The organism is Leptospira hartskeerlii (assembly GCF_002811475.1).
Lineage (GTDB): Bacteria > Spirochaetota > Leptospiria > Leptospirales > Leptospiraceae > Leptospira_B > Leptospira_B hartskeerlii.
The window spans coordinates 118323-134313 of sequence record NZ_NPDL01000011.1 but is presented as its reverse complement, the minus strand read 5'-3'; the positions used below and the strand labels follow the sequence as shown (position 1 = coordinate 134313).

The following is a 15991-nucleotide window of genomic DNA, read 5'->3' as shown; positions in this document are numbered from 1 at the left end:
TTTTCCATCTCTGTGTCCTCCGTGCCTCTGTGCGAAACTTTCTAAATTTTTACTTCGCACGGAGGACACAGAGATGGAAAACAAACGGAATCCCTTTGCATCTTAGCGACTTTGCGAGAGAAGAAACGCGGCAGCGATGCGTAGATCTTTAGTCCGAGCGAAGCTCGGATGAGCGTAAGCGAAATCGAAGCAGCGCGACCCGAACGGGGCCGCCCCACAAAAACTCTATTACCATCCATGTAGGAGCTCCTACATTGGTACGAAATTTGCCCCCACCCAGACTCGGGTGGGGGAGTGGCTCGTGGGAGAGCGCTTTCCCCTCTATCACAAAATCCTCCCTTCGTCAACGAAATCCACACCCACTCATTCATGTTGGAATTCCTACAAACCCAATCTTCTAAGACGCTTGCGAAAAAAACCGCGTATCGACGGAATGGAAGCAGGGGTAGCTGTGGCAGTTCAAAATCAGTCAGTCAAATTTATCTTACCGGATGGAAGTTCTAAAGAAGTATCCGCCGGTTCCTCATATAAGGATTTTATAGAATCCCAACTTCCGTTCTTAAAGAACAAGGCGTTAGCAGTCCGCTTAGACGGCACTAACGTTTTGGATCTGAGCCGAACCATTGATTCCACAACCACCCCAAACACCACACCTAAATTGGAAGTTTTGACCTTCCAAGACAAAGAAGGTTGGGAAACCTTCCAACATTCTGCGGCTCACTTGCTTGGAATGGCAGTCCAGAATTTATACAAAGATGCAAAGTTAACTGTAGGTCCAGTGATTGAAAATGGGCCTGGGTTCTTCTATTACGATATCGATTTCACAGAAACTGTAATCACTCCTGAAGATTTTCCTAAGATTGAAGCGGAAATGAAAAAGATCGTGGATAACGACTACGAAGTTTTCCGTAAGGTTTGGGATAAAAAAGAAGCGATCTCCGTTTTTGAAAAATTGGGAGAGAACTATAAGATAGAGATCGTTGGTCAAATTCCTGACGACAAAGTATCTATCTACGGAATGGGAGAATGGTTCGACCTTTGTAGAGGACCTCATATTCCCCGCTCCGGATTTTTGAAAGCATTCAAGTTGACTGCACTTTCTGGAGCTTATTGGAAAGCAGACAAAAACAATCGTATGCTCACTCGAATTTACGGGATTGCATTTCCAAGTAAGAAGGAACTGGACGAGTATGTTTTCCAACTGGAAGAAGCTAAGAAGAGAGACCACAGAAAGATCGGAAAAGAAATGGATCTATTCTCTTTCCAACCGGAAGCTCCTGGTTTTCCTTTCTGGCATCCTAAGGGAACTACTCTTTGGAACGCGTTAGCCGATTATATTCGTAAAGAATGTGCTAAACGTGGATACCAAGAGATTAAAACTCCTGCTGTACTTTCTTCCGAGTTATGGAGAAGAAGCGGTCACTGGGATAATTTCAACGAGAACATGTATTTTGTTTCGATCGACGAAGAAGAATTCGCGATCAAACCGATGAACTGTCCTGGTTGTAGTTTGATCTACAAACACCATCTTCATTCTTACAGAGAACTTCCTCTTAGATTCGCAGAATTAGGAAGTGTACATCGTCATGAGTTACACGGAGTTCTTCACGGACTTTTTAGAGTTAGAGCATTTACTCAAGATGATGCGCATATCTATGCACCTTTAGAATTTCTGGAAACAGAAGTGTTGGATATCATAGACTTCACTTTTAATGTGTATAAGAAGTTCGGATTCCAAGAATTCAAAACTTATATCGCCACTCGTCCTGAAAAATCGCAAGGTAAGGACGAAGACTGGGAATTTGCTACCAACGCTCTCAAGCAAGCTTTGGAAAAAAGAAATATTCCATTCTCCATTAAAGAAGGAGAGGGCGCGTTCTATGGACCTAAGATAGAATTTAATATCAAGGATTCTATCGGAAGAATGTGGCAATGTGGAACCGTGCAGATAGACTTCTCCATGCCGGACCGTTTCGAGTTGGATTATACCGATTCCGACGGAGCCAAAAAAAGACCAGTCATGGTCCACAGAGCGATCTATGGTTCCTTAGAAAGATTTATCGGGATTCTAATAGAACATTTCGAAGGGAAATTCCCACTTTGGCTTTCTCCTAATCAGATACGTGTTCTAACCGTAACCGAAAATGTGCAGGAATATGGATCCGAGATCTTGAAAAATCTGATCGAGTCCGGCTTCAGAGCGGAAAGCGATTTCAGAAATGAGAAGATCGGTGCAAAGATCCGGGATTCCATTCTGAAAAAGGCAAATTATCTTCTGGTCTTAGGTCAAAAGGAGAAGGATTCCGGCACTGTTGCGGTCCGTAAACGAGGCTCAGAAGAAACAATTTCTATGTCTTATTCCGAGTTTCAATCTTTGCTCGAAAAGGAAGTCGAATCAGGACTTTGAACTAAATTCTACTTGATGAACTAGGCTATCTGTAGAGAAAATCGCTTGAAAGCTAGCCTACTAGCCAAAAAATTGGAAAAAACCGGAGATTGAATGCAGAAGAGGCCTCAACCGAAACCCACCGATAAACTATTTACTCATAGAATTAATGAGAAAATTACTGGGGTAGCCCAAGTAAGATTGGTGTCGGATGACGGTGTAATGATCGTTTCTTTTGACGAGGCTTTACGGCGCGCTAAAGAAGAAAACTTGGACCTGGTAGAAGTATCCGGTGACCAAGAGATTCATGTCTGCAAGATCATCGATTACGGTAAATATAAGTTCGAACTACTTAAAAAGAGTAAGGAAGCTAAGAAGAAACAACACGTAATCAACGTGAAAGAAGTGAAGATCCGTCCAAGGATCGAACAACATGATTACGATATTAAAAAACGCCACGCAGTGGAGTTTCTTCAAAAAGGGGACAAAGTTAAAGTCAGCCTTCGCTTTCGCGGTCGTGAAATGATGCACTCCGAACTCGGAATGAACGTAGTCAATCGAATGGTAGAAGATTTGAAATCGGTCGGTACTCCGGAAAGAGAACCAGTGTTAGACGGCCGCCAAATCGTTGTAGTTATCACACCTCTTGCTGCAAAGCAATAGAGTAAATATTCAGGAATTATCGAGGTAGGGGAAATGCCTAAGCTTAAAACAAATAGAGCCGCAGCTAAACGGTTCAAGTTTTCCAAAAATAATAAAATAAAACGGAAGAGTATGAACACCCGTCACATTCTTACCAAAAAAGGACCGAAAAGACGTCGTCGTCTTAGAGGAATGACTTTGGTAGTGGATGCGGATTGGAAAGCAATCGTTAGACTCATGCCTTACGGAGTTCGATAATGCCACGCGCAACAAACGGAACTATACACAAGAATCGTCGTAAAAAAATCCTAAAAACCGCAAAAGGTTTTAGAGGAGCTAGATCCAAACTTTACAGAACTGCAAAATCTGCGGTAATGAAAGCGGGTCAGTGGGCGTACAGAGACAGAAGAGCAAAAAAACGTGATTTCCGCAAATTGTGGATCATCCGTATCAATGCAGCTGCTCGTGAAGCTGGACTTTCTTATTCTCAATTCATGTATGGATTGAAAAAAGCCAATATTTCCTTGGATAGAAAGGCCCTGGCAGAACTCGCGTTTAGCGACAAAGAAACTTTCAACGCTCTAGTTGAAAAAATCAAGGTAGCGGCGTAATCAATATTCGCCCTTAGGAGGGTCCGGTTTTTCGGATCTTCCTGCCGCAAAAAGCCCGTAATTCTACGGGCTTTCTTTGTTTTTAGAAAAAAAGGTTTTTCTCTTTTTGAGAAAGATGAAAAATGGGATGGATTTTGCCCATCTGGCAGGTCGAAAATATTTAGGCGGAATTTCGCCCTAAGTGTAATTTTACAAAATAAACCACTCCGATAATGGAGAACGAGGTTCGCACTATGTTAACAATGGAGACAATTGAGGAGCTCGAGAGTAAAGTCCTAAAAGCACTCGAACTCATTAGCGACCTTCGGGCGGAAAACGGTCGCCTGGAAACAGAAAACGAATCTCTTCGTGCGGAAAACGACCAGATGAAACTGGCGATGGAAGAGAAGGAAAAAGAACTCTCTTCTCTCCGCGAACAACTCCAAAAAGCGAACAAGGAGTTGGAAGATATTAAGGAAAGAGAAAGAGCTCTCGAAGGTAAGATCAATCAACTTTTGGGACGTTTGGATGGTCTTCCTGCTTCCGGCAGCGGATCTTCATCTGCTTCTTCTTCACCTAAGCCTAGTTCAAGTTCTTCTTTTGCTACTGGCGCTGCGGCTGGTGCAATTGCAGGAGCGGCAGCAGCTTCCGCTGCACCATCGGTAGTTAGAGATTCTTCGGAAGAAGATTTTAACGAAGACGATGAGATCATTCTTCTAGACGACGAAGACGATGATATTTCCGTTCTAACTGAATCTTCCGACTCTTCCGGAGGAGACGACGAGATCATTATCACAGACGAACCTATCGACGACTTCAGTCCTGTTTCTGCTGACGATGATGATATCATTATCGAAGACGATGATGATGCAATTAGCGTATTTGATGCGGATGAAGACGACGACTTCCTCGTCATCGAAGACGATCCTAAGTAATTTTTATGAGTGAAAGGGTCAAAGCTCGTATACTGGGCGACGACTATACCATAGTAGGCGATACCGATCCGGAGTATATCCATAGGCTCGCCGAATTGGTAGACCGAAAAGTCCGTGAGTTACAATTAGGAATGCCTAATGCACCTAAATTGAAACTCGCAGTACTCGCCGCTTTAAACTTTGCGGACGAATTAGAACAATCCAAAAATCAAGTCGGCGAATCCGGACCTTCTTCTCCCGAAGCGGAAGAAAAGACCAAAAAATTGATCACTCTTTTAGAAGAAGGTTTGATCGGAGATCTTTGATTTGGTTTCTAAATCGGAAGCCAGAAAAAAAATGAAATCACTTCTCTTGGGAGTTCCTTCCAGGAAAGAAAAAGAAGAAAGTATCCGCGCTAGTCTTCTGGAATTTCTGAGACATAGCTCATCTTCTTCCCAATTAAAAATCATCTCTTATGTTGCGGATGATTTTGAAATTTCTCCTTTTCTACCGTTAGGCTCTTCTTTACAGTTAGGTAATTTCAGTTTGGACATATTTTTTCCAAAAGTAACAAATTCAGGACTAAAATTTATATCAGGTTCCGGATTTTCCTCAGGTGCATTTGGTATTTTAGAACCGACTGGAGAAGAGTTTCTAAAACCCGAAGACGCAGATTGGATTATAGTGCCTGCCCTAGGTTGGAATGGGGAGGGGGCAAGGCTCGGAAGAGGGAAAGGTTTTTATGATCGTTCTCTAAAGGATATACTTTCCGAAAAAATGATTGGCCTTTCTTTTGAGGACCTATACCCTTGCGATTTTTCTGAGGAGCCCCATGATCTGAAAGCAGGTACCGTGATTACGGAGAAAAAAAACCATTGCTTTCCCGGTAAAATGGGGGAAAAATCAGTCGGATAATTCGATAGGGAGTTTCTTTTTCGGGGGGCTCCATGTCGACAATGTACTAAGCCGGAAACTTGTGCCCAAAGTTTCCGATCTGAAAGAGTAAGTGGCGGAGAACCGGTGAAAACCATAGATAAAAACAACCACGCGGAACTAAACCAAGAAGAGAAAGATCTGGAATCGATTCAGGAATTTCTCACATTCGAAGTGGATAAGGAAATTTTCGGGATCGATATTCTCTATATCCACGAGATCCTAAAACCGGTACCGATCACAAGAATTCCTAACGTGGATGCTTTTATATTGGGAGTGATCAACTTGAGAGGTGAGATCATTCCGATCATGGATCTGAAAGAACTTTTTGGATTAGGTTTTTGTGATATTCTTCCTTCCACTCGGATCATTGTAGTAGTTAACGGAGAAAAAAGGGCAGGAGTCTTAGTTGACTCAGTTAAACAAGTGGTTAAGATCCGCAAAGACAAGGTCAGCAAAGCGGACGAAGACCTGAGCGTAAATTATAGCGAACTTATAGAATCGGTCAGCCAGTTTGAAGACTCTCTGATCCTGAACTTGAATCTTTCCAAGGTAATGGATTATGCGGGGGAGGAAGCGTAAATGGCCGGAGTACTTGGCGAATACACAGAACTCTTTTTGGAAGAGTCCGAAGACCAGATAGAAGAGCTGAATGCGAACCTTCTAAAACTGGAAAAGGACCAGTCTGATCCGCAAACCATTAATGATATTTTCCGCGCGGCCCACTCTTTAAAAAGTTCGGCAGCATTCGTCGGATTGTACAATCTTTCCGACCTAGCTCATAAAATGGAGAACCTTCTCCAAAGTATCCGGGATGGAAAACTTGCAGTTAATCTATCGCTGGTAAATCTACTATTCCAATGTTTTGATCTAATCAAGAACGTAATCGTGAATGTTGCTGCAGGCAAGAAAGTGGACACCCCTTATACGGATATGATCCAAAGGCTGGAGGCATACGAAAAAAATCCGGATGTTGCTTCTGCTCCTAACGCTCCTGCAAGATCCGTTTCTCAATCTACTGCTCCCGTTGCTAAACAAGACGAAATTTCCAGTAATGGGGTCGATCTTGATGCGGACGATCAAAAAGAATTAGAAGAGATGCTTCGCAGCGGTTCCGGAAAACCTTGGCTCTTAAAAGTGGGACTTAAAAAAGATTCTCCAATGAAGGGCCTACGTTATACGTTGATTGTTCAAAATCTGAAAAACTTAGGCCAAGTTTTTCGTACTAAACCAAGTGCGGAAGAATTGGAGAATGGAACAGAAGCTCCGTATCTTTCTGTCCTGATCGTAAGTTCGGAGTCCCAAGAAGAGCTCACCAAGGCTGCAAACGTAGACATGGTGGAGAATCTGATGATCCAAGAGTTTAAGCTCAGCGGTTATTCTGCGACAGGAGTTCCTTCTCCGTATCAACTCGACGAGGAAGAAAGAAGTACAGAGGCAAAAGTTACTTTAAAAAGTATCAAAGTATCTTCCGACAAACTGGATCAGCTCATGAATAACGTGGGCGAGCTTGTGATCACTAACTCTGGCTTCCAGAAAATTTACGATGACCTTCTCCGAACTTTCGGGGACGATCAGTTATTCAACGAACTAAAAGGTCGTATTGATCTTATCAATCGTATCTCTAAAGAACTCCAATCCGGTATTATGAATATTCGCATGGTCCCGATTTCTACGGTCTTCCGTCGTTTCTCTCGTTTGGTCAGAGACCTTTCTTTAGAGACAGGAAAAACAGTGGATCTGGTTTTAAACGGAGAGTCCACCGAACTGGACAAAAAAGTGATCGATGCATTGGGAGAACCGCTTCTTCACTTGATCCGTAACTCTGTGGATCACGGTATCGAGTCTCCGGAAGAAAGAAAAAAATTAGGTAAATCTGAAACCGGGATCGTGGAACTGAACGCTTACCAAGGCGGTAGCAATATTATGGTAGAGATCCGTGACGATGGTCGCGGATTGGATCTGGAAAAGATCCGCAAGAAAGCAATAGAGAAGGGACTCGTTTCTGAAACCGACGCTATTGCTTTAGAAGAAAGCGATATTTATCAATTCATCTTTGCTCCCGGTTTCTCCACTGCGGACAAGATCACCGATATCTCCGGTCGCGGCGTAGGAATGAATGTGGTGAACAGCCTCATCCAAGAATTCAAAGGTAAAATTCTGATCCAGTCCCAGAAAGGATCCGGAACTTCTTTCGTTCTATCATTCCCTCAGGCACTTGCGATCATTCCTTCGATCTTGATCGTAATGGAAGAAGAAGTTTATGCTTTCCCTCTTTCAGAAGTAAACGAGACAATCAAGGTGAACAACGAACAGATCACGACTCTAGAAGGAAACGAGATCATCAATTTGAGAGGAGAGGTTCTTCCTATCTACAGATTGAATCGTATTTTAGGTCTTCAGGACAAAACGGACAGAGAAGAATTTCCGGTCGTTATCGTTCAATACAAAGGTCGCAAGTTAGGCTTCATGGTGGATGAACTCGTAGGAAAACACGAGACGGTCATCAAATCCTTGGAAAAAAACTTCAAAAATATCAAGGGACTTACCGGAGCTTCCATTATGGGAGATGGAACGATTATCATGGTCTTAGATATTCCCGGCCTGGTAGAATTTGCCGCCGAGTTGGAAGAAAATGCAAGATATGTAAACTATCATCTGGAAACGATGAAACGTATCAGCACGATCCGAACCATCGAAACAGAAGAAGAGAAGTATATCCAAAAAACTTCTAATCCAACTAACGTTTATAATCATAAACTTCACGAGATTACTACTCGCGAAAGAGAACGTCGTAAGAAGAGCGAGCGCAAAAAATCGGAAGAATCCAAAAAGGTGATCGTAGCAAAAGAAGAACTTGAAAGAGAAATTTCTTCCACTCCGATCAAAACAACTATGGAGATCCGTACTTCCGAGGATAAACTGATCACTTCTACCGAAACTCCTTCCGAACTTTCTTCTAACACCGCGGTTCTGGAAAGACCTGCTGCTAAAAAAGAAGGAATGGAAGAAGCATATAGATCTCATATCAATGAATTGATCTCTGATTCTCCGGTTTCCGACGAAGAGAGAAAAAGAGCGGATCATATTATAGAAGGTTTCTTAGAGCAGAAAAAACAGAGGATGATGGCTGTTTCTCACTCAAAAGAATTTACCGGAAACCTGAGCAAAGAGCAGATCAAGAAGATTGAATCCGTAGTTAACACTGGTATGATGAATGCCGGCATGGTCCTTTCTCAGATCTTGAACAGGAACGTGGATCTGTTTATTCCTGAAATTATCATGAATGATAAAGAAGGTCTGGCTTCCGAGATCCGTTTTTCAGACGATAAATTCTATGGAATGAAGGTCAAAATGACCGGTGATCTAAACGGGAATATGCTGATGATGTTCTCTAGAGAGAATGCTAAGAACCTGGCCAGAGAACTTTTGGATTCTAATCCGAGCGGAGATACTCTGGACGATGATACAAAGAGCGTTTTGTCAGAGATCGCAAACATAGTTTGTGCTTCTGTTTTGAACTCTATTTCCAATAAGGCGAAAGTGGGTGTGTTGCCGGATGTTCCGGAACTTGTGGAAGGAACCTTTCTGGAAGTTTTGGATGTTGTTAAACCGGAAAGAACTAAGTTCTTAAGTATGCTCACTGAATTTAATCATGAGGGAAACAATCTGTTAGGAGTACTTTTATTCCTTCCGGACTTCGATGAACTCATGGATTTGCTTCCGAAATTTTAAACACTAGGATTTTGTCGTGGTAGGAACTCCCGCGGACGGGTCGATTCGGGTCGTGATCATAGACGACTCTCTTTTGGTGCGAAATATTATTTCGGACCAAATCAAAAAAGAAAGTCGGATCCAAGTTATAGCTACCGGTAAAACCGGAGTGGATTGTATTGAACTCGCCACAAAACTAAGACCTGATATTGTCATTTTAGATGTGGAGATGCCTGTAATGGATGGGCTTTCCGCGCTCCAAGAACTACAGAAACGAAAATTGGGTATTCCAGTAATGATGCTCTCTGTTTTGACACAACACGGAGCGGATGCAACTTTCAAAGCATTAGAATATGGAGCAATTGATTTCGTTCCGAAACCTTCTTCCAGTAATCAATTTAATCCGGAAGAAATTGGAACAGTTCTCAAAAATAGAATACTCGCTTATTTCGATAGCTTACGACCAAGTCATGCGGATCTTGATCCCAAAAAAATAGTAGATACGGTCAAAAGTAAAATTTTCAAAAATGAAAAAAAAGCCGTGGAAGCGGTTTGCATCGGGACTTCTACCGGTGGTCCGAAAGCGTTACAGACTGTTTTTTCCGATTTTCCGGAGAATTTTCATCTACCAATTTTCGTCGTACAACATATGCCTATAGGTTTTACGAAAGCGTTCGCTTCTCGTTTAAATGATCATTCTAAAATTACAGTAAAGGAAGCCGAGGACGGAGAAGAAGTTCGTCCCGGAACAGGTTACGTGGCGCCGGGTGATGCACATTTAAAGATCGAATCTAAGGCAGGACGGAAATGGATTGCCTTAGGTAGGGAAGCGTTGGTAAATGGACACAGGCCCTCAGTCGAAGTTTTATTCGACAGCGCAATCCGGGAATACGGGAGCGCCTTAGTCGGTGTGATTATGACCGGCATGGGTAAGGATGGAGCGGCGGCGACTCTCAGAATGAGAGAGACTGGAGCTTCTACCGTCGCCCAAGACGAGGACAGCTCCGTGATCTTCGGAATGAATCGCCAAGCCATCGAAATGGGTGGGGTTCAGTTCGTAGAACCTGTAAGCGCAATAACATCAAGGATACTTTCCATTCTTAAAGAAAGGGGAAACTAATTATGGCCAGAATTCTCGTAGTAGACGATGCAAAATTCATGAGGACCATGGTGAAGGACGCACTCGTCGCCGGAGGGCATGAGATCGTCGGCGAAGCCGAAAACGGAAATATCGCTGTTGATCAATACAAAGCGATTAAGCCGGACCTAGTCACTATGGATATCACCATGAGAGAAAAAGACGGGATCGAAGCAGCCCAGGAAATTTTTAAATTAGATCCGAAAGCGCGTATCATCATGGTAACTGCTCTTGGTCAGGAAGAACTTCTTGCGAAAGCGATCAAGATGGGGGTGAAGGATTTTGTAGTTAAACCTTTCTCGCCTGAAAGATTGCAACAGGCGGCAGAAAAAGCACTGAATTCATAAAGAGATGGAGAGAGAAAACGCCACACAGTCCTTCGTAGTTCAATGGAACAATTCCGAAGGTGGTATCACAGAGGGACCTTTAAGTCTTCTCTGGTCTCTTATCGAAAGTTATAAGGTGGATATATTTGAAGTATCCCTTTCTCAAATCACCCAAGACTTTCTAAACTTCATTAAGATTTCTGCAAGTATTCATATAGACATGGGAGCGGAATACGCTCTTATGGCCGCTAATTTAGTTTATCTCAAATCCAAAGCATTATTACCCGATCCAGGTTTCGAAGAAGAAGATTACGATCCTCCTCTTCCCCCAGAACTGGTCGAAAAACTTCTAGAACATAAAAAATTCCAATTAACCGCCCAAAAAATGGGGGATGTGGATAAGGTCCAAGCCGGAGTATTCTCTAGAGATACCAATCAGGTTATAGATGAGTCCGAATCTTGGCTGGATCTAAGCCTTTTAGACCTGATTTCCGCATTTAACGAGATCTTGGAAAAACGGGAAGATGAAGGCGAGATTCCCGCTTTACTTACCGCGCCCCACCGGTATTCTGTCGAGGAAAAGATGGGTACCATTTCCGAACTGCTCGTCGAACGTTCGGATATCTCCTTTGAAGAATTGTTTTCTACGGTTAAGCCTGAGAAAGCCGAGATAGTAGCCGTCTTTCTGGCAATGTTGGAGCTCTGTAAACAGAGAATTGTATCCATCCGCCAGCATAAAATTTTCGGCGAAATCCGTATATTCTTGGTGGGAGAACCGTGGAACGCGACAAAGCCGGCTTAAAAGGACTGATAGAAGCGCTGCTTTTCCTTTCCGGAGAGCCGCTTAAACTAGCCAGTATCGCAAAATCCATAGACTGCGAAAAACAGGAAGCTCGTGATATATTAGACGAGCTGATCTTGGATTACCAAGAGAAGGACGGAGGATTCGTTCTTAGGGAGATCGCTGGCGCTTATCAATTTTCTACGAACGAAAAATATTCTGAAATTTTAGCAAGACTCTTCAAAGAGAAGAAGAGAGAGCAACTTTCCCGTTCCAGTTTGGATACTCTCGCGATCATTGCGTATAAGCAACCGATTACATTATCTGAAATTGATGATATACGAGGAGTATCTTCCAGAGCGATGGTAACTTCTCTCATATCTAAAAAACTTGTTAAACCTGTCGGTAATAAAGAAGTTCCGGGAAGACCTGCATTATACGGAACCACTAAGGACTTTTTGATACATTTCGGATTAAATAAACTGACCGATTTACCTGCCCCTGTGGAAGTGAAGGAATTAAAATTCGAAAACCTGGATGATTTGATAGAGAATGGCCAAGAATAACGACAAACTGAAAGAGTTCCGGGATAAGATAGATTCCCTGGACAAAGAAATCGTAAAGGCTATCCAGGCCAGAGCGGAGATTGCTTCCGAGATCGGAGAACTCAAAAGAGAGAGTAACGAGCCTATCTATCGTCCCGACAGAGAAAAGGATGTGTATGAAAAGATCCTTGGACTGAACGGAGGACCTCTCCCTGACAAGGTCCTGATTGCAATTTACAGAGAGATCATGTCCGGATCCTTCTCGGTGGAGAAGGGTTTAAAGATCGGTTATCTGGGACCGGAAGGATCTTTTTCTCACCAAGCAGTTCGCGCAAGATTCGGAACTTCAGTCGAGGCTACTGAATTTCCTTCTATCCCGGAAGTTTTCCGCGCGGTGGAAACTGATAAAGTTGATTACGGAGTTGTTCCTGTAGAAAATTCTTCCGAAGGACTTGTGAACTCCACTTTGGATCAGTTCTTGGTTTCTGATCTAAATATTTATTCTGAAATTTATCTTAAGATACATTTGAATCTCTTAGGATTCGAACATGATCTTTCTAAGATCAAAACCTTATACGGTATCAAGATCGCAAATTCTCAATGCAGGAATTGGATCGCCGCAAACCTTCCTCATGTAGAAGTTTCGGAAACTCCTTCTACCTCTAGAGCTGCAAGTATTGTTGCGGAGAAGAAGGATGCATGTGCTGCAATAGCTTCTTCCATCGCTGCTGAAATTTATGGTCTGGATCTAGTCCGAGAATCTATCGAAGATATGTCGGACAACACTACGAGATTTCTGATCATCGGTAAAAACCAATGTCCTCCTACTAAAAACGATAAAACTTCTGTAGTGTTTTCTATCCCGGATAAACCAGGCTCTTTGTACAAAGTATTAAAACCTATCTTTGATAAAGGGATCAATATGACCAAGATAGAATCCAGACCTACACGCAGGACTTCCTGGGAGTATAACTTCTTCATAGATTTCTTAGGTCATAAAAAGGATCCTCTGATCGAAGAAGTTCTAAATGTATTAAAAGAAAACACAATCTATCTTAGGATTTTGGGATCTTATCCGATCTCTCCACCTAACCCGTGAAAGCCGAATTTTCTCGAATCTTGATTTATGGCCTAGGAATGATGGGCGCCTCCCTTTCTTTGGCCTTACGAAAAAAGAACTCTTCCGCGGAGATTGTGGGAGTGGTAGGATCACTTTCCAGTAAGGAGAAGGGGATCCGTCTTAAATCAGCGGATAAAATTTTTACTTCTGAAGAATTTTCCAAATCTCCTGATTGGGAATCATACGACCTGATCGTTTTCGGGGTTCCAGTCAATACTACTGTTGAAGTGATCTCTAAACTTCCTTCCGGATTTAAGGGCCTTTTGACTGATATGGGTTCCACTAAACAAGAGATCGTTCACGCAGTGGAGTCGGTTCTGAAAGGAGAACATCGATATATTTCTTCTCATCCTATGTGTGGATCCGAAGAATCCGGATTAGAATTCGCGAATGTAGATTTATACGAAAACAGACTTTGTATTTTAACGAAACCTTCAGGTGCGACCGACGAGGCTTATTCAGAGATAGAAAGTTTTTGGAAATTTTTAGGAATGTCTACAACTGAAATTCCTGCACATGAACATGACAAAATCCTGTCTTACGTATCTCATGTTCCTCATTTGATATCTTCTCTCATGACAAATTGGGTTTGGGAAAACGGGTGTGTAAGGGAATTTACCCAAAATTCTCCTTTGCCTTTGACCGGTGGAGGTTTTAGGGACATGACCAGAATTGCAGGCTCTAATCCTAAAATGTGGTCACCGATTTTTTCTTCTAACCAAGAGGAGATCTATAAGGCGCTTTTGGACTATAAAGAAAGATTGGATAAACTTCTTTTGGAATTAAAACCTGAAAAGCCGCTCGACCTAAAACATTGGGAGTCCTTCATGGAAAAATCTCGTATCGATAGGGACGCAATTTTAAAGAAACAAAATGATTCCAAGAATCCTTAATTCTTCCGGAAGAGAGATCACAGTTCCGGGAGATAAATCTCTTTCTCATAGAAGCGTATTATTCTCCGTATTATCCAAAGGGGCTTCCCATGTTTCCGGGTTTTTGGAAGCAGAAGATCCTTTAAATACGATGAAAGCTTTCACGGGGCTCGGGTTGAAAGTGGAGAAGGTCTCAAAGGGAGAATATGTTTTTACGAGCCCCGGTAAGAATGCTCTTCAGTCTCCTAAGGAAGTTTTAGATTTCGGTAATGCAGGAACTGGTATCAGATTATCTGCAGGATTACTCTGTGGGCTCCAAGGAATTAAGGCTACCTTAACTGGAGATCATTCACTTCAAAAAAGGCCGATGTCCCGTATTATAAAACCTTTAAGTTCTATGGGAGCTTCTATCTCAGGAAAGGACGACAAGGCACCTCTGGAAATTGTCGGAAAAAAACTATCCGACTTCCATTATAAAAGCCCGATCGCTTCCGCTCAGGTAAAATCTTGTTTGATGCTGGCCGCAATGGCTTCCGAAACTTCTTTGGAATACGAAGAAGATATTCTTTCCAGAGACCACACTGAGAATATGTTTCGGTTTTTGGGAAATAAACTGACTTATTTTTCTCCCACTCATTTTAAAATGGAACCTCCTTATACTTTCGAAGCGAAGGAATTTAAGGTGCCGGGAGATATTTCTTCTGCAGCATTTTTCTTAGTGCTAGGAGTACTATTAAAAGAAGGTTCTGTTCTTGTGAAGAATGTTGGATTAAATCCTTCTCGCATCGGAATTCTTCATGCGCTCGAAGCGATGGGTGCAAAAATTTTGGTCCATAACAAAAGGATAGAATGTGGGGAACCTGTAGGAGATCTGGAAGCTGTTTCTTCTAATTTACGTTTTTCTGAAATTAAAGAAGAATGGATCCCTTCTCTTATTGATGAGATCCCTATCTTAACGATTGCAGGTCTTTTTGCAAAAGGTGGATTTATTATTCGTCATGCAGAAGAACTGCGTGCAAAAGAATCGGATCGTATTTCCGCCATGGTGGAAAATCTTCGAAATCTTGGGATCACAGTGCATGAATATCCGGATGGGTATGAGATCCCTGAAATTGGTTCCAGCGTACATTCTTCCGAACTTTCTTCCTGGCTTTCCGGAAACTCAGTGAATATCTTTACTAAGATGGATCATAGGATCGCAATGAGTTTTATGATCTTGAAAGCAGTGAGCGGTTTGGAAATTCGTCCCGACGAAACTTCTTGGATTGAAACTTCCTTTCCCGGGTTCGAATCTTTATTAGAAGGTTTTACGCAATGACGGAAAACGTGATCGCATTAGATGGGCCTGCCGGAACAGGCAAAAGTACAGTGGCTCGTGAACTTTCCAAAAAGCTTGGATTCGAATATCTGGATTCAGGAGCATTCTACCGTGCGTTAACACTTCATATTTTTAAGATCTATGTATCCAAAAACTCTTCTATTTCCTTTTCGGATTGGTTGTCCGGTAAGGAGTTCCTACCACTCACTGAAGGTGTAGAAATTTTCTGCGAATTTTCAGAAACAGGGGAGAACAGAATCTTCTTAAATGGAGAGGATGTTTCCACAGATATCAGAACTCCAGAGATCACAAGAGAGATTAAATATATCGCTGACAAAGCGGTATTTAGAGAGTTCGTAAATTCCCAATTGAGAAAACTTTCTCAGACTCATCGTTTGGTAATGGACGGTAGAGACATAGGTACGCACGTATTTCCGGACGCTCGTTACAAATTCTTTTTGACCGCTTCTTCCAGAGTTCGGGCCGAAAGAAGATATAATCAATTATTAGAGCAAGGTATTCGTTCGGATTTAGAAGAAATCGAAAAAGAGATCGTGATCCGTGACAAATCCGATACCGAAAGGGAAATCGCCCCTCTCCGGAAAGCAGAGGACGCAATCCTCATTGACACGGATAACCTGCCAAAAAATAGTGTAATTAGTAAGATCCTTGGGTGCCTAGACTCTGGCATTTATAACGATTCGCACTAATC

At 42.4% G+C, this 15991-nt stretch carries 16 protein-coding genes and 2 pseudogenes; all 18 read left to right on the top strand.

What is annotated here, in order from left to right; translation table 11 throughout:
* Positions 1 to 433: 433 nt before the first annotated feature.
* Positions 434 to 2407 carry a threonine--tRNA ligase gene (thrS, locus tag CH352_RS17760; RefSeq protein ID WP_100706821.1) on the top strand — a complete coding sequence of 658 codons (1974 nt, stop codon included), beginning with the start codon at positions 434 to 436 and terminating at the stop codon, positions 2405 to 2407.
* 93 nt (positions 2408 to 2500) lie between these two features.
* The gene (gene infC / locus CH352_RS17755) at positions 2501 to 3049 is read left to right on the top strand and encodes a translation initiation factor IF-3 (RefSeq protein WP_100706822.1); all 549 of its coding nucleotides are present in this window, start codon (positions 2501 to 2503) and stop codon (positions 3047 to 3049) included.
* Positions 3050 to 3082: 33 nt separating this feature from the next.
* Entirely contained in the window at positions 3083 to 3286 is a 204-nt protein-coding gene (gene rpmI, locus CH352_RS17750) for a 50S ribosomal protein L35 (protein WP_010514334.1), read from the top strand.
* The gene (rplT, locus tag CH352_RS17745; protein WP_008595819.1) at positions 3286 to 3639 is read left to right on the top strand and encodes a 50S ribosomal protein L20; all 354 of its coding nucleotides are present in this window, start codon (positions 3286 to 3288) and stop codon (positions 3637 to 3639) included. The genes rpmI and rplT overlap by 1 nt, the downstream gene beginning before the upstream one ends.
* 233 nt (positions 3640 to 3872) lie before the next feature.
* Positions 3873 to 4553 carry a hypothetical protein gene (locus CH352_RS17740; protein WP_100706823.1) on the top strand — a complete coding sequence of 227 codons (681 nt, stop codon included), beginning with the start codon at positions 3873 to 3875 and terminating at the stop codon, positions 4551 to 4553.
* A 5-nt stretch (positions 4554 to 4558) separates the two neighbouring features.
* Positions 4559 to 4858, top strand: coding sequence for a cell division protein ZapA (locus CH352_RS17735; protein WP_100706824.1), 300 nt, complete (start codon positions 4559 to 4561; stop codon positions 4856 to 4858).
* A gap of 1 nt (position 4859) precedes the next feature.
* Positions 4860 to 5447, top strand: coding sequence for a 5-formyltetrahydrofolate cyclo-ligase (locus tag CH352_RS17730; RefSeq protein ID WP_100706825.1), 588 nt, complete (start codon positions 4860 to 4862; stop codon positions 5445 to 5447).
* A 105-nt stretch (positions 5448 to 5552) separates the two neighbouring features.
* The gene (locus tag CH352_RS17725; RefSeq protein WP_100706826.1) at positions 5553 to 6047 is read left to right on the top strand and encodes a chemotaxis protein CheW; all 495 of its coding nucleotides are present in this window, start codon (positions 5553 to 5555) and stop codon (positions 6045 to 6047) included.
* Positions 6048 to 6435, top strand: a pseudogene (locus CH352_RS19280) (Hpt domain-containing protein); the annotation flags it as partial.
* A gap of 95 nt (positions 6436 to 6530) precedes the next feature.
* Positions 6531 to 9200 (top strand): annotated as a pseudogene (locus CH352_RS17720) (chemotaxis protein CheW); the annotation flags it as partial.
* 16 nt (positions 9201 to 9216) lie between these two features.
* The gene (locus CH352_RS17715) at positions 9217 to 10299 is read left to right on the top strand and encodes a protein-glutamate methylesterase/protein-glutamine glutaminase (protein ID WP_100706829.1); all 1083 of its coding nucleotides are present in this window, start codon (positions 9217 to 9219) and stop codon (positions 10297 to 10299) included.
* Positions 10300 to 10301: 2 nt separating this feature from the next.
* Positions 10302 to 10664, top strand: a complete 363-nt coding sequence (locus CH352_RS17710) for a response regulator (RefSeq protein WP_008594408.1) — start codon at positions 10302 to 10304, stop codon at positions 10662 to 10664.
* A gap of 4 nt (positions 10665 to 10668) precedes the next feature.
* On the top strand, positions 10669 to 11445 hold the full coding sequence (locus tag CH352_RS17705; protein ID WP_100706831.1) for a segregation and condensation protein A: 777 nt from the start codon (positions 10669 to 10671) through the stop codon (positions 11443 to 11445).
* 5 nt (positions 11446 to 11450) lie between these two features.
* Positions 11451 to 11990, top strand: a complete 540-nt coding sequence (scpB, locus tag CH352_RS17700) for an SMC-Scp complex subunit ScpB (RefSeq protein ID WP_411550350.1) — start codon at positions 11451 to 11453, stop codon at positions 11988 to 11990.
* A complete protein-coding gene (gene pheA / locus CH352_RS17695; RefSeq protein ID WP_100706833.1) occupies positions 11977 to 13068 on the top strand; it encodes a prephenate dehydratase in 1092 nt (363 codons plus the stop codon). The genes scpB and pheA overlap by 14 nt, the downstream gene beginning before the upstream one ends.
* Positions 13065 to 13982, top strand: coding sequence for a prephenate dehydrogenase (locus CH352_RS17690; protein ID WP_100706835.1), 918 nt, complete (start codon positions 13065 to 13067; stop codon positions 13980 to 13982). Before pheA ends, CH352_RS17690 begins: the two co-directional genes overlap by 4 nt.
* Positions 13963 to 15279, top strand: a complete 1317-nt coding sequence (aroA, locus tag CH352_RS17685) for a 3-phosphoshikimate 1-carboxyvinyltransferase (RefSeq protein WP_100706836.1) — start codon at positions 13963 to 13965, stop codon at positions 15277 to 15279. Before CH352_RS17690 ends, aroA begins: the two co-directional genes overlap by 20 nt.
* A complete protein-coding gene (cmk, locus tag CH352_RS17680; RefSeq protein WP_100706839.1) occupies positions 15276 to 15989 on the top strand; it encodes a (d)CMP kinase in 714 nt (237 codons plus the stop codon). Before aroA ends, cmk begins: the two co-directional genes overlap by 4 nt.
* Positions 15990 to 15991 lie beyond the last annotated feature (2 nt).

What these genes read in the sequence shown, in the direction of transcription:
- thrS (WP_100706821.1), top strand. Translation starts at nt 434, where the DNA reads ATGGAAGCAGGGGTAGCTGTGGCAGTTCAAAATCAGTCAGTCAAATTT.
- infC (WP_100706822.1), top strand. Translation starts at nt 2,501, where the DNA reads ATGCAGAAGAGGCCTCAACCGAAACCCACCGATAAACTATTTACTCAT.
- rpmI (WP_010514334.1), top strand. Translation starts at nt 3,083, where the DNA reads ATGCCTAAGCTTAAAACAAATAGAGCCGCAGCTAAACGGTTCAAGTTT.
- rplT (WP_008595819.1), top strand. Translation starts at nt 3,286, where the DNA reads ATGCCACGCGCAACAAACGGAACTATACACAAGAATCGTCGTAAAAAA.
- CH352_RS17740 (WP_100706823.1), top strand. Translation starts at nt 3,873, where the DNA reads ATGTTAACAATGGAGACAATTGAGGAGCTCGAGAGTAAAGTCCTAAAA.
- CH352_RS17735 (WP_100706824.1), top strand. Translation starts at nt 4,559, where the DNA reads ATGAGTGAAAGGGTCAAAGCTCGTATACTGGGCGACGACTATACCATA.
- CH352_RS17710 (WP_008594408.1), top strand. Translation starts at nt 10,302, where the DNA reads ATGGCCAGAATTCTCGTAGTAGACGATGCAAAATTCATGAGGACCATG.
- CH352_RS17705 (WP_100706831.1), top strand. Translation starts at nt 10,669, where the DNA reads ATGGAGAGAGAAAACGCCACACAGTCCTTCGTAGTTCAATGGAACAAT.
- pheA (WP_100706833.1), top strand. Translation starts at nt 11,977, where the DNA reads ATGGCCAAGAATAACGACAAACTGAAAGAGTTCCGGGATAAGATAGAT.
- aroA (WP_100706836.1), top strand. Translation starts at nt 13,963, where the DNA reads ATGATTCCAAGAATCCTTAATTCTTCCGGAAGAGAGATCACAGTTCCG.
- cmk (WP_100706839.1), top strand. Translation starts at nt 15,276, where the DNA reads ATGACGGAAAACGTGATCGCATTAGATGGGCCTGCCGGAACAGGCAAA.